Source organism: Xanthobacter sp. NM-25, assembly GCF_022138605.1.
GTDB lineage: Bacteria > Pseudomonadota > Alphaproteobacteria > Rhizobiales > Xanthobacteraceae > Xanthobacter.
Genome location: NZ_JACBFS010000011.1, coordinates 14981 through 39094 on the forward strand (window position 1 = coordinate 14981; position 24114 = coordinate 39094).

Annotated in this window: 26 protein-coding genes; 22 read left to right on the forward strand and 4 right to left on the reverse strand. The window is 68.3% G+C overall.

The genetic code is table 11. From position 1 onward, the window contains the following. Nucleotides 1-6 precede the first annotated feature (6 nt). The 3 genes from MEU52_RS21215 to motA are packed head-to-tail and all read right to left on the reverse strand — an operon-like array spanning nucleotide 7 to nucleotide 2089. Nucleotides 7-285, reverse strand: coding sequence for a hypothetical protein (locus tag MEU52_RS21215; protein ID WP_238123873.1), 279 nt, complete (start codon nucleotides 283-285; stop codon nucleotides 7-9). Next, on the reverse strand, nucleotides 269-1195 hold the full coding sequence (locus tag MEU52_RS21220) for a flagellar motor switch protein FliM (protein ID WP_238123874.1): 927 nt from the start codon (nucleotides 1193-1195) through the stop codon (nucleotides 269-271). Before MEU52_RS21220 ends, MEU52_RS21215 begins: the two co-directional genes overlap by 17 nt. Nucleotides 1196-1198: 3 nt before the next feature. Next, nucleotides 1199-2089 carry a flagellar motor stator protein MotA gene (motA, locus tag MEU52_RS21225; RefSeq protein WP_238123875.1) on the reverse strand — a complete coding sequence of 297 codons (891 nt, stop codon included), beginning with the start codon at nucleotides 2087-2089 and terminating at the stop codon, nucleotides 1199-1201. A 252-nt stretch (nucleotides 2090-2341) separates the two neighbouring features. On the opposite strand from motA, the gene flgF reads away from it, so the two are divergent. The 21 genes from flgF to MEU52_RS21330 all read left to right on the forward strand — a co-directional run bounded on the left by flgF (nucleotide 2342) and on the right by MEU52_RS21330 (nucleotide 22478). Continuing rightward, nucleotides 2342-3064: a flagellar basal-body rod protein FlgF gene (gene flgF, locus MEU52_RS21230; RefSeq protein WP_238123876.1), complete on the forward strand. Its 723-nt coding sequence runs from the start codon at nucleotides 2342-2344 to the stop codon at nucleotides 3062-3064. Nucleotides 3065-3086: 22 nt separating this feature from the next. Next, nucleotides 3087-4409 carry a flagellar protein export ATPase FliI gene (gene fliI, locus MEU52_RS21235; protein WP_238123877.1) on the forward strand — a complete coding sequence of 441 codons (1323 nt, stop codon included), beginning with the start codon at nucleotides 3087-3089 and terminating at the stop codon, nucleotides 4407-4409. A gap of 97 nt (nucleotides 4410-4506) precedes the next feature. Further along, the gene (locus MEU52_RS21240; protein ID WP_238123878.1) at nucleotides 4507-5772 is read left to right on the forward strand and encodes a flagellar hook protein FlgE; all 1266 of its coding nucleotides are present in this window, start codon (nucleotides 4507-4509) and stop codon (nucleotides 5770-5772) included. A 35-nt stretch (nucleotides 5773-5807) separates the two neighbouring features. Further along, a complete protein-coding gene (gene flgK, locus MEU52_RS21245; RefSeq protein ID WP_238123879.1) occupies nucleotides 5808-7265 on the forward strand; it encodes a flagellar hook-associated protein FlgK in 1458 nt (485 codons plus the stop codon). A 5-nt stretch (nucleotides 7266-7270) separates the two neighbouring features. Next, nucleotides 7271-8320 (forward strand): flagellar hook-associated family protein, encoded by a 1050-nt coding sequence (locus tag MEU52_RS21250; RefSeq protein ID WP_238123880.1) that lies wholly within the window; start codon nucleotides 7271-7273, stop codon nucleotides 8318-8320. Nucleotides 8321-8333: 13 nt separating this feature from the next. After that, a complete protein-coding gene (flaF, locus tag MEU52_RS21255; protein ID WP_238123881.1) occupies nucleotides 8334-8675 on the forward strand; it encodes a flagellar biosynthesis regulator FlaF in 342 nt (113 codons plus the stop codon). Continuing rightward, nucleotides 8672-9091 (forward strand): flagellar biosynthesis repressor FlbT, encoded by a 420-nt coding sequence (flbT, locus tag MEU52_RS21260; protein ID WP_238123882.1) that lies wholly within the window; start codon nucleotides 8672-8674, stop codon nucleotides 9089-9091. The genes flaF and flbT overlap by 4 nt, the downstream gene beginning before the upstream one ends. A gap of 219 nt (nucleotides 9092-9310) precedes the next feature. After that, nucleotides 9311-9727, forward strand: coding sequence for a flagellar hook assembly protein FlgD (gene flgD / locus MEU52_RS21265; RefSeq protein ID WP_238123883.1), 417 nt, complete (start codon nucleotides 9311-9313; stop codon nucleotides 9725-9727). A 3-nt stretch (nucleotides 9728-9730) separates the two neighbouring features. Next, the gene (gene fliQ / locus MEU52_RS21270) at nucleotides 9731-9997 is read left to right on the forward strand and encodes a flagellar biosynthesis protein FliQ (RefSeq protein ID WP_238123884.1); all 267 of its coding nucleotides are present in this window, start codon (nucleotides 9731-9733) and stop codon (nucleotides 9995-9997) included. 47 nt (nucleotides 9998-10044) lie between these two features. After that, nucleotides 10045-12129, forward strand: coding sequence for a flagellar biosynthesis protein FlhA (gene flhA / locus MEU52_RS21275; RefSeq protein ID WP_238123885.1), 2085 nt, complete (start codon nucleotides 10045-10047; stop codon nucleotides 12127-12129). Continuing rightward, nucleotides 12126-12881, forward strand: a complete 756-nt coding sequence (fliR, locus tag MEU52_RS21280; protein WP_238123886.1) for a flagellar biosynthesis protein FliR — start codon at nucleotides 12126-12128, stop codon at nucleotides 12879-12881. Before flhA ends, fliR begins: the two co-directional genes overlap by 4 nt. 11 nt (nucleotides 12882-12892) lie before the next feature. Beyond that, complete coding sequence (locus MEU52_RS21285; RefSeq protein WP_238123887.1) at nucleotides 12893-13300, forward strand: hypothetical protein; 408 nt, start codon at nucleotides 12893-12895, stop codon at nucleotides 13298-13300. 69 nt (nucleotides 13301-13369) lie between these two features. Then, the gene (locus tag MEU52_RS21290) at nucleotides 13370-13906 is read left to right on the forward strand and encodes a rod-binding protein (protein ID WP_238123888.1); all 537 of its coding nucleotides are present in this window, start codon (nucleotides 13370-13372) and stop codon (nucleotides 13904-13906) included. Then, nucleotides 13903-14310, forward strand: a complete 408-nt coding sequence (locus MEU52_RS21295) for a hypothetical protein (protein WP_238123889.1) — start codon at nucleotides 13903-13905, stop codon at nucleotides 14308-14310. The genes MEU52_RS21290 and MEU52_RS21295 overlap by 4 nt, the downstream gene beginning before the upstream one ends. Next, the gene (locus tag MEU52_RS21300; RefSeq protein ID WP_238123890.1) at nucleotides 14307-14843 is read left to right on the forward strand and encodes a hypothetical protein; all 537 of its coding nucleotides are present in this window, start codon (nucleotides 14307-14309) and stop codon (nucleotides 14841-14843) included. Before MEU52_RS21295 ends, MEU52_RS21300 begins: the two co-directional genes overlap by 4 nt. Nucleotides 14844-14852: 9 nt before the next feature. Beyond that, nucleotides 14853-16526, forward strand: coding sequence for a methyl-accepting chemotaxis protein (locus tag MEU52_RS21305; protein WP_238123891.1), 1674 nt, complete (start codon nucleotides 14853-14855; stop codon nucleotides 16524-16526). Between the two features lie 169 nt (nucleotides 16527-16695). After that, nucleotides 16696-19479 (forward strand): hybrid sensor histidine kinase/response regulator, encoded by a 2784-nt coding sequence (locus MEU52_RS21310; protein WP_238123892.1) that lies wholly within the window; start codon nucleotides 16696-16698, stop codon nucleotides 19477-19479. Next, complete coding sequence (locus tag MEU52_RS21315; RefSeq protein ID WP_238123893.1) at nucleotides 19476-19970, forward strand: chemotaxis protein CheW; 495 nt, start codon at nucleotides 19476-19478, stop codon at nucleotides 19968-19970. Before MEU52_RS21310 ends, MEU52_RS21315 begins: the two co-directional genes overlap by 4 nt. An 11-nt stretch (nucleotides 19971-19981) precedes the next feature. Continuing rightward, nucleotides 19982-20362 (forward strand): response regulator, encoded by a 381-nt coding sequence (locus MEU52_RS21320; RefSeq protein ID WP_238123894.1) that lies wholly within the window; start codon nucleotides 19982-19984, stop codon nucleotides 20360-20362. Further along, nucleotides 20359-21522: a protein-glutamate methylesterase/protein-glutamine glutaminase gene (locus MEU52_RS21325; RefSeq protein ID WP_238123895.1), complete on the forward strand. Its 1164-nt coding sequence runs from the start codon at nucleotides 20359-20361 to the stop codon at nucleotides 21520-21522. The genes MEU52_RS21320 and MEU52_RS21325 overlap by 4 nt, the downstream gene beginning before the upstream one ends. Then, on the forward strand, nucleotides 21519-22478 hold the full coding sequence (locus tag MEU52_RS21330; RefSeq protein ID WP_238123896.1) for a CheR family methyltransferase: 960 nt from the start codon (nucleotides 21519-21521) through the stop codon (nucleotides 22476-22478). Before MEU52_RS21325 ends, MEU52_RS21330 begins: the two co-directional genes overlap by 4 nt. 216 nt (nucleotides 22479-22694) lie before the next feature. Here the strand turns inward: MEU52_RS21330 and MEU52_RS21335 are convergent, their stop codons facing one another. Continuing rightward, nucleotides 22695-23393, reverse strand: a complete 699-nt coding sequence (locus tag MEU52_RS21335) for a protein phosphatase CheZ (RefSeq protein WP_238123897.1) — start codon at nucleotides 23391-23393, stop codon at nucleotides 22695-22697. Nucleotides 23394-23591: 198 nt separating this feature from the next. On the opposite strand from MEU52_RS21335, the gene MEU52_RS21340 reads away from it, so the two are divergent. Continuing rightward, nucleotides 23592-23975 (forward strand): response regulator, encoded by a 384-nt coding sequence (locus MEU52_RS21340; RefSeq protein ID WP_238123898.1) that lies wholly within the window; start codon nucleotides 23592-23594, stop codon nucleotides 23973-23975. Nucleotides 23976-24114: the final 139 nt, after the last annotated feature.

Genomic DNA, 24114 nt, shown 5'->3' on the forward strand with positions numbered 1-24114 from the left:
GGCCGGTCACAGGCTGTGGGCGCGGGCGCGAGCATCGAGCTCGGCGATGACGCCGTGCGCATCGTCGATGCGGCCGGCGAGCAGGGTCAGCACCTCGCGCCCGTCACTGGAGAAGGTGACGAGGGAATCGCGGGCCGCCAGCAGCGCCAGCGAGGCTTCGTCCAGCGCCCGCTCGTAATCGAGGTTGAGCCGGTCGAGCCGCGTCAGCCGCCGATGCAGCATCACGGTGCAGGTGGTGGTGGTGAGGAGAGCTGCCAGCAGCAGCATGTCAGCGGGGGAGAACATCGTCGACAAAGTCCTGGCTGGGGTTGATCTGTTCATCGAGGCGCACGACATAGGCGCCGTCGGCCTGGCCGAGCTGGCACCAGTACAAAGGCTGGTCGGCGCTCTCGAGCTTGACCTTGGTGGACGGGCTGGCGTTGAGGTGGATGACCTGCCCCACCTTCAGCGCCGCCACATCGCCCAGCTCCACCTCGCGCTCCTCCAGGATGGCGCGGACCTTGACGGAGGTGCGGTTCACCTCGTCGCGGATCTTCTGCGCCCACTTGGGGTCGCGGCTGGAGGATTCCGCATTGGCGGTGTGCGAGAGCACCCGCCGCAGCGGGGTGAGGGCCTGCTGGGGAATGAGGACGAACATCTCGCCGCCGCGGTTGAGCGCCTGCAGCAGGAATTTGGCGATCACCGCCAGGTTGTTGCGCCGGCCGATAACGGCGAAGTCCATGCGCGTTTCCTGCCGCTCGAACTGGAACGAGGTGTCGCTCACCAGCGCGAACGAGGCTTTCAGCGCCTTCGCCATCTGCTCGAACAGCAATTGGGCCACCCGGGCCTCGATGTTGGAGAAGGAGCGTTCATCCTCCACCGGCGGCTCGGAGCCGTCGGCACCGAACAGCGCCTCCACCATGGTGAAGATGAAGTCGCGGTCGAAGCCGACGATCAGCTGGCTGTCCCAGGACGGGGCCTGGAAGATGCCGGCGATGGCCATGCCCTCATAGGTTTCCAGCACGTCGCCGATGCGCCCGCTTTCGACGCTGCACAGGGAATAATAGGCCTGGGAGGCCGCGAACTGGCGCAGGCCGTCGGCGCAATGGGTCGCCATCCGGTCGAACACCACGTGCAGCATGGGCAGCCGGTCCAGGGAGAGGCCGGCCGCGTCCAGCAGCATGTCGCGGATGTCCTGGTGCTTGTGGCTCGACATGGTTCAGGCCGCCTGCTGCTGGACCGCGCCGCTGGACGAGGGCGCCGCCTGGATGGATTCGCTTTCCACTTCATCAATGCTCGGCCGCTCGCCGGCGGAGATGGTCTTGCGGCCGTGCTCCAGGGCGATGGGCGGCAGCGCGCCGTTCATGAAGGCGATGAGCGCCTGCTTGGTGATGATGAACGGCTGGCACTGCTTCTCGCGCGTCGCCTTGATCTTGGCCGACAGCGGCGTGAGGATCGCGTAGGACGAATAGATGCCCACGAAGGTGCCGATGAGCGCCGAGCCGATGTAGTGGCCCAGAATCTCCGGCGACTGGTCGATGGCGCCCATGGCCTTGACGATGCCCAGCACCGCCGCGCAGATGCCCAGCGCCGGCAGCGCCTCCGCCACCGTGGAAATGGCGCCGGCGGGCTTGGTCTTGTGCTTCTTGATGGTGGAGATCTCCTGTTCCATCAAGGCTTCGATCTCATGGGACTTGGCGTTACCGATGAGAATCAGGCGTGCATAATCGCAGATGTACTGGGTAAGCTCCTTGTCCTTCAGGATGCTGGGGAAGTGTCCGAACATCGGCGAATTCTGCGGATCGTCGATATGGGCTTCCACTTCATTGCGCGGCTTCTGGCGCATGTCGCGCATCAGCGCATAGAGAAGACTGAGAAGAGCCAGGAAATCCTTGCGCTTGGGCGAGACGCCCATGGCGGCATGCATGATGCCCGATCCCGTATCCTTGATGACCGAGATGGGGTTGGCGATGATGAACGTGCTGAGCGCGATGCCGCCGATGATGAGATATTCAAACGGCTGCCACACCACCTCCGGATGGCCGCCCATGGCCATGAAGCCGCCGAAGGTGGCGCCGAGGCCGAGTATGATGCCGATGATGACTGCCAAGACACCGTCCCCCTGACGTATCCGTGCCGCGCTCCTGACGCGGCGTTGCCCCAAGCAGTACGAGCGCAGGATTGCGCGAGGCTGCCATGGGCGATGTGCGGGGGCCGGGGGCGGTAGTTCGTGGCGGGGCAGGTTCGCGCAAGCCATCGCGCCTAGCTGTTCGGCGAGGAGGGTTGGACCCGCGTCCGACCCCGAATCCGATCCCGCGTCCTTCCTTGGCCGTTGCGGCTCCGCCCGCGCATGGAGGCTGCCGTGTCCTCGACCGTCTATGTGTCCCTGTCCGCGCAGATGGCGGCCGACAAGCGGCTCGCCACCATCGCCAACAATATCGCCAACCTGGGCACCCCCGGCTTTCGCGCGGAGGCGGTGCGGTTCGAGAGCGTCATGTCCGAGGCCGGCGGCGATAGCGTCGCTTATGTGTCGAAGGGCGAAACCTTCACCTCCCTCAAGGCCGGTTCGGTGACGCCCACCGGCAATCCCCTCGACATGGCGGTGGAGGGGGACGGCTGGTTCGCGGTGCGCACGGCCCAGGGCACCGGCTACACCCGTGACGGTCGGCTGAAGATGAGCCCGGAGGGCGAGCTGCGCACCATGGGCGGCGCGCCGATCCTCGATGCCGGCGGTGCGCCGGTGATGATCGACCCTACCGGCGGCGAGGTGCGCATCGGCGCCGATGGCGCGGTGTTCCAGGGCCGCAAGGCGGTGGCCCGGGTGGGGCTGTTCCTGCTGCCGCCGGGCGCCACCCTCACCCGCCACGACGGCGCGACGGTGATTGCCGACCAGCCCGGCACCCTGGTGCAGGACTTCACCCGCAACATGGTGCGCCAGGGCTATGTGGAAGGCGCCAATGTGGATCCGGTGCAGGAGATGACCCGCCTCATCACCCTGCAGCGGGCGTTCGAGGAGGCGGCCTCGGCGGTGTCGCAGAGCGAGGACGCCACGTCGAGCGTCATCCGCCAGCTCGGCCCCAGCTGAGCCGCGCGCCGGGAGGCTTGTGATGAACGCATTGGAACGCCTGGGCGCGGCGGTGGAAGCGGGGTTGGAGGCGTGCCCTCCGGTCCGGGTGGGGGGCGTGGTGCGGCAGGTGGCCCCCACCCATTTCGAGATCGCCGGCCTCTCCAGCCTGCTGAAGCTGGGCGAGCGCGTGGGCCTGGAGGGCGCGGGCGGCACCCGTTTCGGCGAGGTGGTGCGCATCGACGGCGCGGGCGCGGTGGTCAAGCCTTTCGATACGTCCACCGACATCGGCATCGGTGCCCGGGCCTACCGGCTCGGGCCGCTGGCGCTCAGCCCCTGCGCCGGCTGGCGCGGCCGCGTGGTCAACGCCCTCGGCCAGCCGTTGGACGGGCGGGGGCCGCTGCCGAAGGGCGAGCGGGCCATGCCGCTCGATCGCGAGCCGCCGCCCGCCATGGCACGGGGGCGGGTGCACCGTCCGCTGCGCACCGGCGTGCGGGTGGTGGATCTGTTCACGCCGCTCTGCGAAGGCCAGCGCATGGGCATTTTCGCGGGCTCCGGCGTCGGCAAGTCGACGCTGCTGTCGCTACTGGCCCGCTGCACCGGCTTCGATACGGTGGTGGTGGCGCTGGTGGGTGAGCGCGGCCGCGAGGTGCGCGAATTTCTGGAAGGGCCGCTGGCCGCCAATCGCGACCGCGCCGTGGTGGTGGTCTCCACCTCCGACGAAAGCCCGATGATGCGCCGCATGGCGCCCCAGGCGGCGCTGGCCATCGCCGAGCATTTCCGCGATGCCGGCGAGAGCGTGCTGCTGATCGTCGATTCCGTCACCCGCTACGCCCATGCCGCCCGCGATGTGGCGCTGGCGGCGGGGGAGCCGGCGGTGGCGCGGGGCTATGCCCCCAGCGTGTTTTCTACCCTGCCCAAGCTGCTCGAGCGGGCCGGGCCGGGCACAGAGGGCACCGGCGCCATCACCGGCATCTTCTCGGTGCTGGTGGATGGCGACGACCACAACGACCCGGTGGCCGATGCCATCCGCGGCACGCTGGATGGCCACATCGTGCTCGATCGCGGCATCGCGGACCAGGGCCGGTTTCCGGCGGTCAATGTGCTGGGCTCCGTGTCCCGCCTGGCCGGCGAGGTGTGGAGCCCGGCGGAGCGGGACCTGGTGCGGCGGCTGAAGGCGATGGTGGCGCGCTTCGAGGATACCCGCGACCTGCGGCTGATGGGCGGTTACCAGGCCGGGGCCGATGCCGATCTCGACCAGGCGGTGGCGGCAGTGCCGCGCATCTACGAGGCGCTGTGCCAGACCCCCGACATGGCGCCGAGCACCGATGCGTTTTCCGAGCTGGCGGCCGCCCTGCGGCCCTAGGGGCAGCCTCGCACAAGCCATCGCGCGCCAGATGAACGGTGAAGAAAATCCAAATATCCGCCGCGTGAGCGGTTCTCTGATTTGAGGAACGGGACCGATGAGCCTTTATGGAATGCTCAACACCAGCGTATCGGGCATGAACGCGCAGTCGAACCTGCTCGGGACCGTCTCCGATAACATCGCCAATTCCGGTACGGCGGGATACAAGGCGGCGGATACCGAGTTCACCTCGCTGCTGCTGCAGTCTGGAGAGACGAGCGGGGCGGAATACCAGCCCGGCGCCATCAACACCAAGGTGCGCTATGCGATCTCCCAGCAGGGCGCGCTGAACTACACTTCCTCGCCCACGGATCTTGCGGTGCAGGGCAACGGCTTCTTCGTGGTGAACGACACCGCCGGCCAAGCGCTGCTGACCCGCGCCGGCGGCTTCCATGTGGATGCCACATCCGGCAACCTTGTGAATGCCGGCGGCTACACGCTGATGGGCTATGACGTGCGCGACGGCGCCGCCGATCCGGTGCTGAACGGCACCGCCGGCCTGGTGCCGGTCAATCTCGGCAGCACCACGCTGGCGGCCAGCCCCTCCACCACCGGCACCTTTGCCGCCAACCTGCCAGCGGCGGCCGACGTCATCACCGGCGCCACCGCGGGCAGCAATGGGGCGGGCGCCACCTTCAGCGAGAAATCGTCCCTCGTCACCTATGACAATCTGGGCGGCCAGGTCACCCTCGACATCTATCTGAGCAAGACGGCGCAGAGCCCGGCCCAGTGGGAAATGGCGGTGTACAACCGCGCCGATGCCCCCGCCAGCGGCGGCTTCCCCTACGCCTCCGGCTCACTCGCCACCCAGACCCTCAGCTTCGATGCCAGCGGGCGGCTGTCGTCCAGCGGCACCGTGGACATTCCTGTGCCCAATGGGTCCACGCTCGCCCTCGACATCTCAGGCATGTCGCAGCTCGCCACCGGCTACACGCCGCTGACGGCCACCGTGAACGGCAATGCGCCGGTGTCGGCCTCCGACGTTTCGGTGGGTGCGGATGGCACCGTCTATGCGGTGGACCAGACCGGCCAGCGGGTGCAGCTGTTCAAGCTGCCGCTCGCCTATGTGGCGAGCCCGGACGAGCTCGCTCCCGTCACCGGCAACGCGTTCTCCATCTCCGAGAAATCCGGCAACCTGCAGGTGGGCTTCGCCGGTGAAGGGGGCCTTGGCGCGGTGGTTTCCGGCGCCACCGAGCAATCCAACGTGGACATGGCCTCGGAATTGACCCGCATGATCGTCGCCCAGCGCGACTACACGGCCAATTCCAAGGTGTTCCAGACCGGCGCCGAGCTGCTCGACGTGCTCATGAACCTGAAGCGCTGAGCGCTTCGCCCTGACGTTCCCGGGAAGGATCGGCCATGTCCCTGTCGCTCGCCTTCAACACCGCGCAGTCGGCGCTCGCCACCACGGCGACGCAGCTGCAGGTGTCGAGCCGCAACGTGGCGGCGGCGAACGATCCTTCCGCCGCCCGCAAGATCGCGGTGACGACCACCACACCCGATGGCTCCACGCGGGTGGTCTCCATCACCCGGGCGGCGGGCGGACAGCTGTTCGTGCGCATGCTCGCCGCCACCGCCGGCACGGCGGCCCAGCAGGCGGTGGATGAGGGGCTGACCACCCTGAGGAGCACGGTGGACGACAGCAACACCCCCACCTCGCCCGCCGCCCGCATTGGTGTGCTCGCCGATGCCCTGTCGCAGGCGGCCAACACGCCCGATGATCCCACCCTCGCGCGCCAGGTGGTGACCGGCGCGCAGGACCTCGCCGGCGCGCTCAACAGCGCCACCGCCACGGTGCAGCAGGCCCGCGGCGCCGCCGACAGCGCCATCGCCAGCTCGGTCACCCAGATCAATGATCTGCTGCGGCAGTTCCAGGTGGAGAATGCAGCGGTGGTGCGCGGGGTGTCGGCGGGCGCGGACATAACCGACACCCTCGATCGCCGCGATGCCATCCTCTCGCAATTGTCGCAGGAGATCGGCATCTCGACCGTCACCCGCGCCAACAACGACATCATGATCTACACCGATAGCGGCGCGACCCTGTTCGAGACCACGCCGCGCGCGGTGACCTTCCTGCCCACGCCGGTGATGGATGCCACCACGAGGGGGGGCGGCGTGTATGTGGACGGGGTGGCTGTGGCCGGTCCCGGCGCCACCATGCCGGTGCAGTCGGGGCGCATCGCCGGCCTGACCCAGCTGCGCGACCAGATTGCGCCCAGCTATCAGACCCAGCTGGACGAGATGGCGCGGGGCCTCATCACGGCCTTCGCGGAAGCCGACCAGAGCGGTGCCGGCGGCCCGGCCCTGGCGGGCCTGTTCACCGGCACCGACGCCGCCGTGCCCGACGGGCTGACATCGGGCCTCGCCGGTTGGCTGCGTGTCAACGCCGCCCTCGATCCGGCCCAGGGGGGCGACCCCATGCGGCTGCGCGATGGTGGCATCAATGGCGCGGCCTATCTCTACAACACCAGCGGCACCGCCAGCTTTTCCGGCCGGCTGGCGGAGCTCGGCACCGCCCTCGGGGCCCAGCAGAGCTTCGATGGGGCGAGCGGCCTGCCGGCCGCCGCCAGCCTCGACCAGCTCGCCACCGCCTCGGTCAGCTGGCTGGAGGGCGCGCGCAAGGCGAGCGCCGTGCGGCTCGACAGCGAACAGGCGGTGCTCACCAAGGCCACCACGGCCCTGTCGGCCGGTGCCGGGGTCAATCTCGACCAGGAATATGCCGCCCAGCTGGAGCTCGAACGCAGCTACCAGGCCTCCTCCAAGCTGATCGGCGTTGTCGGCCAGCTTTATGATTCCCTTTTCGCGGCAATCGGATAATGGCGATGATGAGCAATTCCATCTCCACCCTCGCCTGGACCAGTCCCGCCCGCTCGGCGTTGCCGCGCCTGCAGACGGACATCTCCAGGGCCTCCGTGGAGCTGTCCACTGGCACCAAGGCCGACATCGGCCTTGCCCTCGGTGCAGGCGTGGGCGAGAGCCTGGGTCTCAGCGTGGCCCGCGCGCGCATCGACGCGCAAATTCAGAGCAATGCCTTCGCCACCGGTATCCTCGGCCGGGCGCAGACCGTGCTTGGCCAGATCTCCGATCAGGCCAACGGCTTCCTGAAGGACCTGTTGGCCGGGCAGTCGGGCAACGCCAACGGCGCCATTCTCGCGGCCCAGGGCCGTGCCGCGCTGGCCACCTTCACCGCCAGCCTCAACACGTCCGACGGCCAGCGCTACCTGTTCGGCGGCATCAACAGCGCCCGCACGCCCATGGCCGATTATGCCGCTGGCCCCAAGGCGGCGGTGGATGCCGCCTTTGCCACCGCCTTCGGGCTCGATCCGGCCGACCCGCAGGGCGATCCCAGGGTGGGCTCCATCGCGGCCGACGACATGGCGCGCTTCCTCGACACCACTTTTGCGGATCTGTTCGCCGATCCGGCGTGGGGCGACAGCTGGTCCGCGGCCTCGAGCCAGCCGCTGACCGCGGGCATCAGCCAGGATAGCCGGGTGCGGATTTCCGCCAGCGCCAACGCGGCGCCGCTGCGGCAGCTGGCCATGGCCTTCACCATGGTCGGTGAGCTCGGCACCGCCAGCCTGTCCGACGCCGCCCGCAAGGTGGTGATGGAGAAGGCCACCGCTGTGCTGGGCGAAGCGGTGAGCGGGGTGACGGCGCTGGGCGCCGACCTCGGCGTCTCCCAGCAGCGGGTCACCGCCGCCAACGCGGCCCTGTCCCAGGCGGCGAGCCTCACCGACCGCCGCCTCAACACCCTGGTGGGGGTGGACCCCGCCGAAGCGAAGACCCGGCTCGATACGCTGACCACGCAGCTGCAGATGTCCTACGCCACCACGGCCAGGATCATGCAGCTGTCCATCATGAACTATGTGTGAGCACGAGGACGCCATGTACAAGTTCGCCTATGCGGAGATCCTCGACGAATCCGCGACCCTGAGCCGCGAACGCGAGCGCCAGGCGCTCGACCACGCGGTGGACCTGCTGGAGCGGGCCACCGGCGCCGCCGCGCCGGAGCGGCAGGCGGCGCTCCTCACGCTGCAGAAGCTGTGGAGCTTCTTCATCGCCGATCTGGCCGATGGCCATAATGAGCTGCCGCAGGCGCTCAAGGCCGATCTCGCCTCCCTGGGCCTGTGGGTGATCCAGGAGGCGGATCGCGCCCTCAACGAACAGGCCCACCCGCTGCGGGGGCTGATCGACGTCAACCGCGCCATTCGGGATGGGCTGAAATGAGCAAGACCATGCGCCTTTCGCTGCGTGCCGGGGAGAAGATCTATCTCAACGGCGCGGTGCTGCGGGCCGATCGCAAGGTGACGCTGGAGATCCTCAACGACGCGACCTTTCTTCTGGAAGGCCACGTGATGCAGGTGGAGGAGACGGCGACGCCGCTGCGCCAGCTCTATTACATCATCCAGTCCATGTTGATGGACCCGGCCCACGCGGCGGATGCCCGCGCGCTGTGCTATCGGCACCTGGCGGGCCTGTTTCAGGCCTTCTCCAATGCCTCCATGCTGATGAGCCTGGACGAGGTCGGGCGGCTGGTGACCGAGGAGCGCTGCTACGACGCCTTGCGCGCCCTGCGCGGGCTGTTCCCCCTGGAAGACGCCATCATGGGTCGCACCGGCTCGGTGCCCCCCAAGGCCGCCTAAAGGGCGGCCGGAGGGGCTGCACCTCGCTCATGACAACGCCCTGAGCGGGCTGCCGTGTTGATCATCGCCCGGCCCAAGGCCGGGCGCTTTGTTGTCTCGCTGAGGGTCCGCGCGTGTCCGCGCCCCGCTCCATGTCCCCTCTGCGCCCCTCCCTGCCCATTTGCACGACGGCCTCACGCAACCTTCGCCGGGCACAAGGGGGCAACGGAGGATTTTCCGATGACCCAGATCTCCAGCACCATGCCCGCGTCGGGGCTGACATCCAGCGCATCGACGGCGGCCACCACGTCCACCGGCTCGCCGTCCAGCGTGGACTATCGCGCGTTCCTGCAGCTCCTGGTGGCCCAGCTGCAGAACCAGGATCCCACCTCGCCGATGGATTCCACCGCCTACATGTCGCAGCTCGCCTCCTTTTCCCAGGTGGAGCAGAGCGTGGCCAGCAACGCCAAGCTGGACTCGCTTCTGGCCGCCAGCGCCCTGCAGACCGCCGACCTCGCCCTGGGCCGCACGGTGACGTCGGCCGACGGCAGTGTCAGCGGCACGGTGGCGTCGGTGCAGATCACCTCGTCCGGGCCGGTGGCGACGCTCACCAACGGGCAGAGCGTGGCGCTCGGCGCCGGCGTGACCCTGAGCTGAGCCATGAACGAGGCCGATGCGCTCGACCTCACCCACGCCGCCATTTCCACCGTGCTGGTGGCGGCCGGGCCGGCGGTGGCTGCGGCCATGCTGGTGGGCATCCTCATCGCCCTGTTCCAGGCGCTGACCCAGATCCAGGAAGTTACGCTCACCTTCATCCCGAAGATCATCGCGGTGCTGGTGGTGTCGGCCCTCACCGGCTCGTTCATGGGGGCCCAGATCATGGCCTTCACGGAGGAGCTGTACGGCCACATCGCCAACGGCTTCTGAGGGCCCCGCGATGTGCTGCGCCACGCCCGAACGAGGGAATCTGACCGATGGCCGATCTGTCCGTGATCGATGAACCGGGCGTCCGCTCGCGGCGCGACATCGGCTTCGCCATGGGCATCGTGGCGATCCTCGCGGTTCTGTTCCTGCCCATTCCGCCGGTGCTGATCGACATCGGCCTTGCTCTGTCCATCGCCCTGTCGGTGCTGATCCTGATGGTGGCGCTGTGGATCCAGAAGCCGCTGGAATTCTCCGCCTTTCCCACCGTGCTGCTGATCGCCACCCTGCTGCGGCTCGGCCTCGGGGTGGCCACCACCCGCCTCATCCTCTCCCACGGGGGGGATGGGGTGCATGCCGCCGGGCGCATCATCAACGGCTTCTCCCAACTGGTGATGAGCGGCGACTTCGTCATCGGCATCGTGGTGTTCCTGATCCTGGTGACGGTGAACTTCCTGGTCATCACCAAGGGCGCCACCCGCATCGCCGAGGTGGGGGCGCGCTTCACCCTGGATGCCATCCCCGGCAAGCAGATGGCCATCGACGCCGATCTCAACGGCGGCCTCATCGACGACAAGGAGGCGCAGCGCCGTCGCAGCGAGCTGGAGGAGGAAAGCTCCTTCTTCGGCTCCATGGACGGCGCCTCCAAATTCGTGCGCGGCGAGGCGGTGGCGAGCCTCATCACCATCGCGGTCAACATTTTCGGCGGCATCATCATCGGCGTCACCCGCCATGGCATGCCCATCGGCGATGCGGCGGACATCTTCACCCGCCTGTCGGTGGGCGATGGCCTGGTGTCGCAGATCCCGGCCCTCATCGTGTCGCTGTCCGCCGGCCTCCTGGTCTCCAAGGGCGGCACCCGGGGGCGGGCGGAAAAGGCGGTGCTGGGCCAGCTCGGCGCCTATCCGCGCGCCCTGTTCGTGGCCGCCGGCCTCATGTTCGCTTTGGCACTGGTGCCGGGCCTGCCGCTGCTGCCGTTCGCGCTGCTGGGCGGGATCATGACCTTCGTCGGCTATTCCATTCCCCGGCAGCTCGCCAGGCAGCGCGCCGAGGAAGAGGCCAAGGCCGAGGCGCAGAAGCAGGAGGCCGAGCGCGAGGCGCGCGAATCCGTCAAGGAAAGCCTGCGCACGGCGGAAATTGAGGTGTGCGTGGGCAAGCAGCTGGCGGGCCAAGTGCTGCGCGCGCCCACCGAGCTCAACCATCGCATCGGCAAGATGCGGCGCAAGTTCGCCATGCGCTATGGCTTCGTGGTGCCGGACATCCGCATGACGGAGAGCCTCGGCGTGCCGGCCAAGGGCTATCAGCTCAAGATCCACGGCACGGTGGTGAGCGTCCAGGAGCTGCGCATCGGCGAATTGCTGGTGGTGGTGGGCGATGGGCCGGCGCCGGACGTGCCCGGCGACGAGGTGCGCGAGCCGGCGTTCGGCATGAAGGCCATGTGGGTGGCGGAAGCCTATGCGGGCGAGGTGAAGCGCGAGGGCTTCGCGCCGGTGGACAATCTCACCGTGATCCTCACCCATGTCAGCGAGGTGATCGCCAACAACCTGCCGCAGCTTCTGTCCTACAAGGACATGCGCGGCCTGCTCGACCGGCTCGATCCGGAATACAAGCGCCTGATCGAAGACATCTGCCCCGCGCAGATCTCCTTCTCCGGCCTGCAGGCGGTGCTCAAGCTGCTGTTGTCGGAGCGGGTGTCCATCCGCAATCTCAACCTCATCCTGGAAGCCATCGCCGAGATCGTGCCCCACGCCCGCCGGTCCGAGCAGGTGGCCGAGCATGTGCGCATGCGCATGGCCCAGCAGATCTGCGGTGATCTCGCCGAGGGCGGGGTGCTCAACGTGCTGCGGCTGGGGTCCAAATGGGACCTGGCCTTCCACCAGGCGCTCAAGCGCGACGCCAAGGGCGAGGTGATCGAGTTCGACATCGACCCGCGCCTGGTGGAGCAGTTCGGCGCCGAGGCCGCCACCGCGGTGCGCGAGCGCATGCGCGCCGGCACCGCCTTCGTGCTGGTGACGGCGCCGGATGCCCGCCCCTATGTGCGCATGATCGTGGAGCGCATGTTCCCCTCGCTGCCGGTGCTCTCCCATGTGGAGATCGCCCGTGGTGTGGAGATCAAATCCCTGGGGGCGATCGCGTGAACCCCCTCACCGGCACCGTCATCCTCACCTGCTTCCTGGTGTTCTGCCGGATCGGCGGGTGTCTGATGCTGATGCCGGGGGTGGGCGGGCGCAACCTGCCGCCGCAGGTCCGCCTGTTTCTCGGTCTCGCGGTGGCCCTGGCCTTCGTGCCGGCCACCTATGGGCTGGTGGCGCCGCAGGTGGAGGGGGCAAGCCCGGCACGGCTGCTGGTGATGATCGCCGGCGAGGTCGGCACCGGGGCGCTGATCGGCCTTTTGGCGCGGATCTACATCCTGGCGCTGGAGACCCTGGCGAGCTTCATGGCCCAGGCGGTGGGCCTGGCCGCTATGCCGGGCCTTTCAGTGGAGGACAACGCGCCGCTGCCCACCCTCGCCACCCTGTTCACCTTCGCCGCCGTGGCGCTCATCTTCATGGCGGACCAGCATCTCGAGCTGGTGCGCGGCCTGTTCGACAGCTATCGCCGGGTGCCGCCCGGGGCGCTGTTTGGCGCGCGGCCGGCGCTGGTGGATCTGGTGGACCAGCTCACCGCCGCCTTCCTGCTCGCGCTGCGCATCGCCAGCCCGTTCATCCTCTATTCCATCCTGGTCAATTTCGCGGTGGGGCTCATCAACAAGTTCACGCCGCAGATCCCGGTGTTCTTCATCGCCGGGCCGTTCGTCACCGCCGGCGGTCTGCTGCTGCTCTATGCGAGCGTCGAGCCGCTGCTGTCCGGTTTCCTGCTGGCGTTCAGCCAGTGGCTGCGCAATGGCTGAGGGAGAGGCCCATGGATCCGCGACACCGCAAGACCGAGCGCATCCTCGCCGTGCGTGAGCAGCTGCAGCGGGCCGCCGAATGGCGCCTTGCCGAGGCGAGCCGCGAGCGGGCACGGCTGGACCAGACGCGGCAGGCCCTGTTGTCCACCCTCTCCTGTGATCTGCTCGGGCCGGTGCTGCTGGAGCATGCCGCGCGCCACCTGCAGCGGATCGCCGCCGAAAGCAGCCGGGCCGAGGCCCGCCACCAGGCGGAGCAGGCGCGGGTGCGGGAGGAAACGCTGGCCACCAAGCGGGCGGAGCGGCTGGCGACGGCGGCAGCGGCGACCGCGCGCGCCGCGGCCGAGCGCAGGCAGATGGCGGAAATCGCCGAGGCGAGTGCCCTGCGCGCCGCCGACGATGGGGATGCAAGCCTCGCATAAGCCAGCTCCGGCACCCTGATGGGGTCATCGTTCCCGCGCGTTTCAGGGAGCCTTACAGGGAGCCAGAGCATGGGCATCCGTCCCCCTTCCGATCTCGTCTTCGACGTGATGCAGGCCGCCGATGCCTCCCGTGCCCGGGCGGTGGTCGGTAAGCTGCAATCCCTGTCGCCGGGGGACGGCGCGGCTTTCGCGCGGGCGCTGGACGCCACCGAGGAGGGCGCGGCCCCCGCCGCCGCCGCCAGCGCCGCCCGAGCCGCGGCCCTCATTCCCCCGGGACTGGGCTTCTCCGGCACCACCCTCACCCATCTGCGCAACGCCCATGCCCTGAGCGAACGCGGGGCCACCGGGTTCGCCGCCGCCACGCCGGGCAGCGCCACCTTGAAGAAATTCGAGGCTATGGCGGTCTCCCGCTTCCTCGACCAGATGATGCCTGCGTCCAGCAGCATCTATGGCAGCAGCCAAGCCGGCCAGACCTGGAAAAGCCTGCTCACCGAGAAGCTCGGCGAGCGTATCGCCGATGCCGGCGGCATCGGCATCGCCCGGCGGCTGGAGCAGGCCGCGCGCGCCCATGGACCCCTCCTTGAGAAGACCGGAGCCACGGCATGAGCATCGAGTTTTTCGCCCCCCTCCTTCCCGGTGGCCGCAGCGCATCGACACCGGTGCGCACCACCCTCATCAGTGCCCTCGACCGCCTGGAGGAGGTGCTTGACGTGGAGAATGGCGCGCTTGCCGGCGGAGGCGATCTCGACATCGAGGAAATCAACCGCCGCAAGACCCGCAGCCTGCTGGAACTGAGCCGCGCCGCCCGGGCGCTGCCGCCGGGGGAGGATGCGGAACTGGCGGTGCGCGTTGGGCGCCTGAAGGACAAGCTCGACGAGAACCGCTACCTGGTCTCGGTGCAGCTTGGCGCTGCCCAGGAGGTGGGTGCGATCCTCGATACGGCGCTGCGTGAGGCGGAGTCGGACGGCACCTATTCGGCGCGGCCGGTGCGGGGCGAGACGCCGCGATGATCCGTTTCATCATCATCGGCGTGTGGGTGTGCGCGGTGGCGCTGGGGTCGAGCTATGCGGCGGCCTACTGGACCGCCGGCGCCGCCTCAAGCAAGGCGGAGGAGCCCTATCTGGCCGGTCTCGAATACCGGCGCACGCCCAACGTCACCATTCCGATGATCGTCAACGGCGGGGTGCAGGGCTATGTGCTGGCGCGGCTGGTCTACACCGCCGACGCCGCGATGCTGCGCACGCTTCCGGTGGAGCCCGTCATCTTTGTCGTCAATGCCGCTTTTGAAGAGATCTACACCAATGGCCGCGTCGAGAGCGGCAAGGTGTCGAAATACAATCTCAACGAGATGCTTCAGCGCATCAAGGTGGCAACCAATACCAGACTCAACGGCGAGGTCATTCGCGACGTTCTGGTCGATTCACTGAACTATATCGACAAGACCGACATGCGCAGCGGCGTTGGCGTGAATACGGCGTCGTCGGCCTCGCCCAAGGATCACGGAAAAGATCACAAGTCGTCCGAAGGTAAATCCGGGCACTAGGGGTGAAACATGAGAATTACAGGGAAGATATATGCCATCGTCGGTGTGCTGGGCCTGACCACGGTCGCGGTCTGCGGGGTGGCGATCTATGGGCTGAGACTGGAGACGGAGGCGAGCCAGCGGCTCGACCAGGTCTCCCAGCGCGCCTTCCTTGTCCAGAGCCTGAACGCGGGCATCACCGAGGTGGTGATGGAATCGCGTGGCATCTACATGGCCAGTGACGTCGCGCAAGTGAAGAAGTTCGCCGCCGGGCTCGAAAGGGCGCTGGGCGGCATGGAGAAGGACCTGGCGGCGCTGCGACGGCTCACCCCGCTGGCCGATCTGCGCAGCTTCGAGCAGGTGGCCGCCGGTGTGAGTGCCTTCCGCGATTTTCGCCTGGAGACGGTGCGGCTCGGCCTCGAGCAGGGGGCGGCGGCGGCCAACCTGCAGGGCAACAACGAGGCCAATCGCAACAACCGCAAGGCGCTACAGGCGTCCCTCGATCAGGTCACCGAGCAGATCCGGGCCCAGCTCGCGCCGCTGCGCGCGGAAGAGGCGCGGGTGGCGGAGTGGACCTTGTGGCTGCTGCTGACCTTCACCGGCAGCGGCCTGGTGGTGGGCATGGGCACCGCCCTGTGGATCGGCACGCGGCTGCTGAGCCGGCCGCTGGGGCAGGTCTCCACCGCCATCGGGCAGCTGGCCAGCGGCCAGCTCGCGGTGGAGCTGGCGACGCGGCGTGGCCGCGACGAGATCGGCGACCTGTGGTCCAGCACCGAGCGGCTGCAGCGCGAGCTGACGACGGCGGAAGCGGCGCGGCTGGAGCAGGAGGAGGCCGCCGGGCGCTATCAGGACGAGAAGCGAGCCAGCATGCATCAGCTGGCACAGGATTTTGACGTGGCGGTTTCCGGCGTGGTGCAGACGGTGGCCGATGCGGTGGGGGTGCTGGAGCGCAATGCCAGCGCCATGCGCCTGTCGGCCGATGACACCTCGCGGCAGTCCACGGTGGTGGCCGCCGCCGCCGAGCAGGCCACCAGCAATGTGCAGATCGCCGCCTCGGCGGCGGAAGAGCTGGCCGCCTCGGTCCGGGAGATCGGTGGTCAGGTGGCGACCGCCGCCAAGGTCGCCGCGGAGGCCACCTCCCAGGCGTCGGGCACCGCCGAGGTGGTGCGCGGCCTCGCTGTGAGCGCGGGGCGGATCGGGCAGGTGGTCAATCTGATCACCGACATTGCCGCCCAGACCAATCTCCTGGCCCTGAACGCCACCATCGAGGCGGCGCGCGCCGGCGAGGCCGGACGGGGCTTCGCCGTGGTGGCGCAGGAAGTGAAGAGCCTCGCCGAGCAGACCTCCAAGGCCACCGAGGAGATCTCGTCGCAGATCGCCGAGGTGCAGCGCGCCACTGGTGAGGTGGTGCAGGCCATCGAGGACATCACCGGCACCATCCGGCGCATCGACGACATCTCGGGGGCCATCGCCACCTCCATCGAGGAGCAGGGCACCGCCACCGGAGAGATTGCGCAGAACGTGCACCAGGCCGCCCGCGGCACCCGCGACGTCTCCACTTCCATCGCCAGCGTGAGCACCGCGGCGGCGGACACCGGTCGCGCCTCCGGGGACATCGTTCATGCGGCCAGCGATCTGTCGACCCAGGCCGAGCAGCTGCGCACCCAGGTGAGCGCCTTCATCACCCGGGTGCGGGCCGCCTGAGCGGCCTTCGTTCGGAGCGGCGGTGTGGCCTTCCCTCCATCCCGCGCTGCCGCTCCTTGGTCCCCGCGCCGCCGGATCGTTCCGGCCGGCGCGACCCTCGACGGCGCGGGGACGTCTTTTCTTGAAGCCCTGACCGGCTGCTGCGCCGCGTCTGCTCGGAGTTGAGATCATGGATGATCTTTTGCGGGAGTTCCTGACCGAGACCAACGAGAGCCTCGACGTGGCCGACGTGGAGCTGGTCAAGTTTGAGCAGGATCCCAACAATGCGGAGATCCTGAACAACATTTTTCGCCTGGTGCACACCATCAAGGGCACCTGCGGCTTCATCGGCCTGGCGCGGCTCGCCGCCCTGGCCCATGCTGCCGAAACCTTGATGGACAAGTTTCGCGAGGGGCGCCCGGTGACCACCGATGCGGTGGGGCTGGTGCTGAGCACCATCGACCGCATCAAGGTGCTGATGGCGGCCCTGGAAGACAGCGGCGGCCGGGAGCCGGACGGCAGCGACCGCGACCTCATCGCCCTGCTCGAGGCCATGGCCGCCGCCGAGCCGGAACCCGTCGCCGCGCTGCCGGAGCCTGAGCCGGAGATCGCGCCCGCGCCGCCCGCCCAGCAGCTGGAACGGGACCTGCTGCCGGGGGAGATTCCCCTCGACGAACTGGAGCGCCTGTTCCGTGAAACCGAGGTGGAACTGCCCGCCCGTGCGCCGGTTGCCGCCCCCGCTGCTGTTGCGCCTCCCGCCGCCAAGGTCCTCGACCTGCCGGCGGCAGGCAAGGCGCTCGATAAGGCGCCTGTTGGCAAGGCCCCGGCCGGCAAGCCCCAGGGTGCGGCGGCCGTTCCGCCGGCATCGCCCAAGGAGGGAGCGCCGCGGGGGGAGGAAGTGGCCCACGCCTCCGCCATCTCGGCCCAGAGCATCCGGGTCAGCGTCGGCGTGCTGGAACAGCTGATGACCATGGTGTCGGAGCTGGTGCTGACCCGCAACCAGCTGATGGAGATCGCGCGCCGGCACGAGAATTCCGAATACAAGGTGCCGCTGCAGCGCTTGTCCAACGTGACCGGCGAACTGCAGGACGCGGTCATGCGCACCCGCATGCAGCCCATTGGCAACGCCTGGCAGAAGCTGCCGCGCATCGTGCGCGATCTGGCCCAGGATCTGGGCAAGCTGATCGACCTGGAACAGATCGGCGCGGAGACGGAGCTCGACCGCCAGGTGCTGGACCAGATCAAGGATCCGCTCACCCACATGGTGCGCAATTCCGCCGACCATGGGCTGGAGAGCCCCGATGAGCGGCGCGCCGCCGGCAAGTCGGAACGGGGGCTGATCCGCCTCTCCGCCTATCACGAGGGCGGCCATGTCATCGTCGAGATCTCCGATGACGGGCGCGGCCTCAACGTGGCCCGCATCCGCACGAAGGTGATCGAGAACGGTCTCGCCGCTGAGGCCGAGGTGGCCAAGATGTCGGACGCCCAGGTGTTCCGCTACATCTTCCACGCCGGCCTCTCCACCGCCGAGAAGGTCACCAACGTTTCTGGCCGCGGCGTCGGCATGGATGTGGTGCGCTCCAACATCGAGGCCATCGGTGGCACGGTGGAGGTGCGTTCGCGGGCGGGGCAGGGCTCCACCTTCATCATCAAGATCCCGCTCACCCTCGCCATTGTGCCGGCGCTGATCGTGCGGGCGGAGGGCGAGCGGTTCGCGCTGCCGCAGAGCGCGGTGGTGGAGTTGGTGCGCGTGCAGCCCGGTTCCGACCACGCCGTGAAGTGGCTCAACGACGCGCCGGTGCTGTGCCTGCGCGACAAGCTGTTGCCCATCGTCTCCCTCGGCAGCCTGCTTGGTCTTTCGACCGGCGGCGCGGCACGGCCCACCGGTGGCAGTGATGATGCGCTGATCGTGGTCCTGAAGGTGGGCCACCAGACCTTCGGCGTGGTGGTGGACGCGGTGTCCCACACCGAGGAAATCGTGGTGAAGCCCATGTCGTCGGCGCTGCGGCAGATTCCCATGGTCTCCGGCAGCACCATTCTCGGCGACGGGCGGGTGATCATGATCGTCGATCCGGGCGGCCTCGCCCAGAGCGCCGCCGCCCGCGCGGCGGAGGCCGAGGAGGACAGCCGCGCCGCCCATGAGGAGGTGCGTCGCGCGGTCAGTGAGGAGCGCACCTCGCTGCTGCTGTTCCGCGCCGGATCGCGCAATCTCAAGGCGGTGCCCCTGGCGCTGGTGACCCGGCTGGAAGAGCTGGAAGTGGCCAGCATCGAGCGGGTCAAGGGCTATCCGGTGATCCAGTATCGCGGCGCGCTGATCCCCGTGCTCTATGCCAATGAGGAGGTGCGGCGGGCCGAGAGCGGCACCCAGCCCATGCTGGTGTTCTCCGATGACGGGCGCACCATGGGCCTGGTGGTGGACGAAATCGTCGACATCGTGGAGACGCCGTTCGATCTCCAGTTGTCGCCCTCGAACATGCCCGAGGTGCTTGGCGCCACCGTGGTTTCCGGCCAGGCCACAGAACTGCTGGACGTGGGCTTCTACATCAATGTCGCGTTCGGCGAGCGCTTCGTCCAGATGCTGCGTCCGGCGGCGCGGGCGCGGCTGTTGCTGGTGGACGACAGTTCGTTCCATCGCGACATGCTGGCCCCTGTGCTCAAGGGCAATGGCTATGAGGTGACGGCCTGCGCCTCCGCCCGCGAAGCGCTGGAACGGCTGGAGGACGAGGGCGGCTTCGACGCCATCGTCAGCGACGTGGAGCTGCCCGACATGGACGGCTTCGCCCTCGCCAGCGCCGTGCGCAGCAATCCGCGCCGGCAGAACCTGCCCATCATCGCCCTTTCCGCCGGCCGGGACCGGGACGCCATCGAGCGTGGCCGTGCCGCCGGCTTCACCGACTATGTGGCGAAGTTCGACCGCTCCGGCCTCATCGCCGCGCTGAAGGAGTTCGCCGGACACCAGGGAGCCGCCGCATGAGCGAGCTTGCACACATCGGCAAGGATGCCGCGGGTGGATCAACCCAGCAATACGTCACTGTCCGCATCGGGCCGCAATTGTTCGGGCTGCCCATCCACATGGTGCACGAGGTGTTCGTGCCCGAGGCGGTGACGCGGGTGCCCCTTTCAGCGGAGGCCATCGAGGGGGTGCTGAACCTGCGCGGGCGCATCGTCACCATGCTGAACCTGCGCCGGCTCCTGGGCCTCGACCGGCCCGAGGGGGACGGCATGGCGGTGGGCATCGAGCATCAGGGCGAGGCGTTCGGCCTGATGATCGATGACGTGGGCGAGGTGCTGGCGCTGGATGCCAACAGCCGCGAGGCCAATCCCGCCAATCTCGACGCCCGCTGGGCGGCATTGGCGGCGGGGGTGCACCGGCTCGCCGATGAACTGATGCTGATCTTGAACGTGGAACTGGTGCTGCAGCGCGCCGGCACGGCCCACGGCCTGCCCGCCGCGGTCGCCCATTAGGACGCACTGTCATGAAGACCTGTCTTGTGGTGGACGATTCCCGCCTGGTGCGGAAGGTTGCCCGCAACATCCTGGAGGGGCTGGCGTTCTGCGTGGAGGAAGCGGTCGACGGCCAGACGGCGCTCGACTTCTGCGCCCATGCCATGCCCGATGCGATCCTGCTCGACTGGCAGATGCCGGTGAAGGATGGCCTCCAATTCCTGCAGCAGCTGCGCGCCAGCGATGGCGGGGCCCTGCCGAAGGTCATCTTCTGCACCTCCATGAACGACCTGGACCACATCGCCCGGGCCATCGCGGTGGGGGCCGACGAATACATCATGAAGCCGTTCGACGCCGACATCCTGCGCGAGAAGCTGGAAGCGGTGGGCCTGGTAGGGAAGGAACCGTCATGACCTTAGCTTCGTCTTCCGGGCCCGCCGTCGCCGGCCATGCCGTGCGGGTCATGGTGGTGGATGATTCCGTGTTCGTCCGCGGCATCCTCTCGCGCTGGCTCGCCGATGATCCGCTGTTCGAGGTGGTGGCCACCCATGCCAATGGCCGGCGCGCGGTGGAGGATCTGGAGCGCGCCCAGCCGGATGTGGTCATCCTGGATCTGGAGATGCCGGAGATGGATGGCCTCACGGCGCTGCCGCTGATCCTGAAGCAGCGTCCGAGCACCATGGTGGTGGTGGCTTCCACCCTGACGCGGCGCGGCGCGGAGGTGAGCCTGAAGGCGCTTACCCTGGGTGCTGCGGATTACCTGCCGAAGCCCGACGCCGGCCGCGGCATCGCCGCCACCGACGAGTTCAAGAGCGAGCTGATCGCCAAGGTGCGCAGCCTTGGCCAGAAGGCCCTGCGCCGCAGCGGCCGGGCCCCCGTGGTGGAAACCCGGCCGGCCCCGGCCACTCCCGCGAGCCATCGTCCGGCCCCTGCGGCGCCGGCGAGCCGGGGGGCCATGCCCGAGCGGCTGCACCCCTATTCCATGTCACCTGTGACCATCCTGGCCGTGGGCAGCTCCACCGGTGGCCCGCAGGCCCTAACCCGGCTGTTCACCGCCATCGGCCCCTATCTCGAGCGCCTGCCGGTGGTGATCACCCAGCACATGCCGGCCACCTTCACCGCCATCCTCGCCGAGCATGTGAGCCGGGCAGCCGGCCGCCCGGCGGCGGAGGGGGTGGACGGCGAGCCGCTGCGGCCCGGCCATATCTATGTGGCGCCGGGCGGACGCCACATGCTGATCGAGGGCGCGGGCGGCAACGCCAAGATCCGGCTCTCCGACGGGCCGCCGGTCAATTTCTGCAAGCCGGCGGTGGATCCCATGTTCGGCTCGGTGGCCACGGCCTTCCGGCGCAACGTGCTGGCGCTGGTGCTGACCGGCATGGGCAGTGACGGGGCCAAGGGCGCGGGCGTGGTGCTGGACGCCGGCGGCAGCGTGATCGTGCAGGACGAGGAGACGTGCGTGGTGTGGGGCATGCCCGGCGCCACCGCGGCGCTGGGCAACACCTGCGAGGTGCTGGCGCTGGACGCCATCGGCCGCAAGGTGATCCGCCTGATCGAGGGGGGCGCGCGATGATCAGTGCATCGGATTATGACTTCTTCGCCGCTTTCCTGAAGCAGAGGTCCGGGCTGCAACTGAGCAACGACAAGCACTATCTGCTGGAAAGCCGCCTGGTGCCGCTGCTGCGCAAGTTCGAGCTCGCGGATTTCGCGCGGCTGGCGCAGGTGCTGCGGGAGGGAGGCTCCCCCCTCATTTCCGACGCGGTGGTGGAGGCCATGACCACCAACGAATCCCTGTTCTTCCGCGACAAGACGCCGTTCGACGACTTCACCAAGACCATGCTGCCGGCCCTGCACGCGAGCCGGGCGCCCGGTCAAAAGCTGAGAATCTGGTGCGCGGCCGCCTCCACCGGGCAGGAGCCGTATTCGCTGGCCATGCTCCTGGACGAGCACATGGCGCAGATCGGCGCGCGGCGGGTGGATATCGTCGGCACCGACCTGTCGTCCGATGTGCTGGAACGGGCCCGTGGCGGCCGCTACAACCAGTTCGAGGTGCAGCGCGGGCTGGGGGTGCAGCAGCTGCTCAAGCATTTCAGCAAGGTCGATGACTGGTGGGAGGTGAAGGCCCACCTGCGGGCCATGGTGGAGTTCCGGAAGTTCAATCTCCTGGAGCCGTACCATGGGCTGGGAACGTTCGACATCATCTTCTGCCGCAACGTGCTCATCTATTTCGATACGCCGACCAAGGCCGATATTCTCGGCCGCATGGCGCGGGTGCTGGCGCCCGATGGCTATCTGGTGCTGGGCGCCGCCGAAACGGTGATCGGCATCAGCGACGCGTTCAAGCTGCTGACCGGCCATCGCGGCACCTATGTGCACCACGCGGCGCACCACGCTGGGCACCCCGGTAAGGCTGCTGGCGCGGGTCACGGCCATGGGCACGGCGCGGGCTCTCACGCGGCGCCGGCCTCGTCGGCCCCGCGTGCCGGCCCTGCTGGTCTCAAGCCGCCGGTCAAGCAGATCGGCAGCTAGCACCGTCAAGGCGCGCCACCCCCCGGGGGGCGGCGCGCCAGGGACGGCACAAGGGGGCTCCCACAGACCAATCTTCCATGCAGCACTCAGGTGCAAAGACGATAATGGCGCCGGGCCTTGGGCCGGGCGCCATTATCGTCTTTGCATGCCGCTTGGGAGGGCCGGCGGGCGCGATCTTGCGCTGCCGGCGTGGGTGGACCGGCGCCGAGGCGCCGGTCAGGGGAAGAGATTGTCGATATCGTCCTGGGACACCACATCAATGTCGCAGGCGAGGGCCGGGCCGTTCAGCAACGCCTCGTCGCCTTCCCGCTTGAGTAGTCCGGAGGCCTGGGCCACCAGCTCGGCGCCGCCCCAGATGTCGGTCATGCGGGTCACCCGCTCCTCGATGAACACCAGCAGCTTCACCACCTTGCGGATGCGTTGGCCGGTGATGTCCTGGAAATTGCAGGCCTCGAACGTCCGGACCACTTCCGCCTGGATGGCATGGGCCATCTCCAGCTCGTCGCCGGCGAGGCGCTTGAGCAGCTGCTGGGTGAGGGTTTCGATGGTCTCCGCCGACGAGAGGATGGTCTCGGTGGCACTCTCGGTGTCGGTCACCACCGCCTCCAGCTCGCTGGTGGCGCGCAGCAGCCGCTCTCCGCGCGGGCCCTCGGTATGGAGGGTGGCGATCTCCATCTTGGTGTTGCGGATGGCGTCCTGGATGGTTTCGATGCCGGTCCACAGCACGTTGCGGTCGCGCTCGCGGTCCACGGTGGGGTCGCGCTCCTGGAACCGCACGATTTCCTGCCGGACCAGGCTGAGCTCATCAAAGATACGCGTGAGCTGCGCGTCGATGGGGGGCAAGTCCATGGGGGCCTTCTCCTGATCGGCGCCAACGACTGCCTCGATACGGAACGGTCGACGCATGGCGGACATCCAGCTCTCCTGGCGGGCGGTTTATATTTGGAATGACTTTTTGTCACTATTTTATAATCTCACTTTCAGAATTCAGGAAGATCTCTGAAAGTCTCCGCGCAAGCCTCATGCAAGCTCATGAGGTGAAAAAGGGATCGACAGGTCAGGCGCTGCTCGCGACGGGCCTGCGTGATTTCTCGCCCGCTTTCGGAGTGTGTCATGGCGGTTGATCTGACGATGCCGGTCCTCGTGGTGGACGATTACAAGACCATGGTCCGGATCATTCGTAATCTGCTGAAGCAGATTGGGTTCGAGGACGTGGATGAGGCTGCCGACGGAACCGAGGCGCTCACCAAGCTGAAGGAGCGCAGCTATGGGCTTGTGATCTCCGACTGGAACATGGAGCCGATGACCGGCTACGAGTTGTTGAAGCGGGTGCGCTCCGACGACGCCCTGAGCGCCATCCCCTTCATCATGATCACCGCAGAGGCGAAATCGGAGAACGTGATCGCCGCCAAGAAGGCCGGGGTGAGCAACTATATCGTCAAGCCATTCAATGCGCAGACCTTGAAGGGCAAGATCGATACGGTCTTCGAGGCCTGAGCGGCCTGTTCCATGCTGAAGGGATCGAGCACGCGCCGCCGGGGGCTCCGGCGAGCGCGCGTTCGCACATGCGGCGTGTGCCAAACGCGTCCCTGCCGTACCCCGATGCGCCCGAGCCGCGGCGCGTTATCTCCAGATT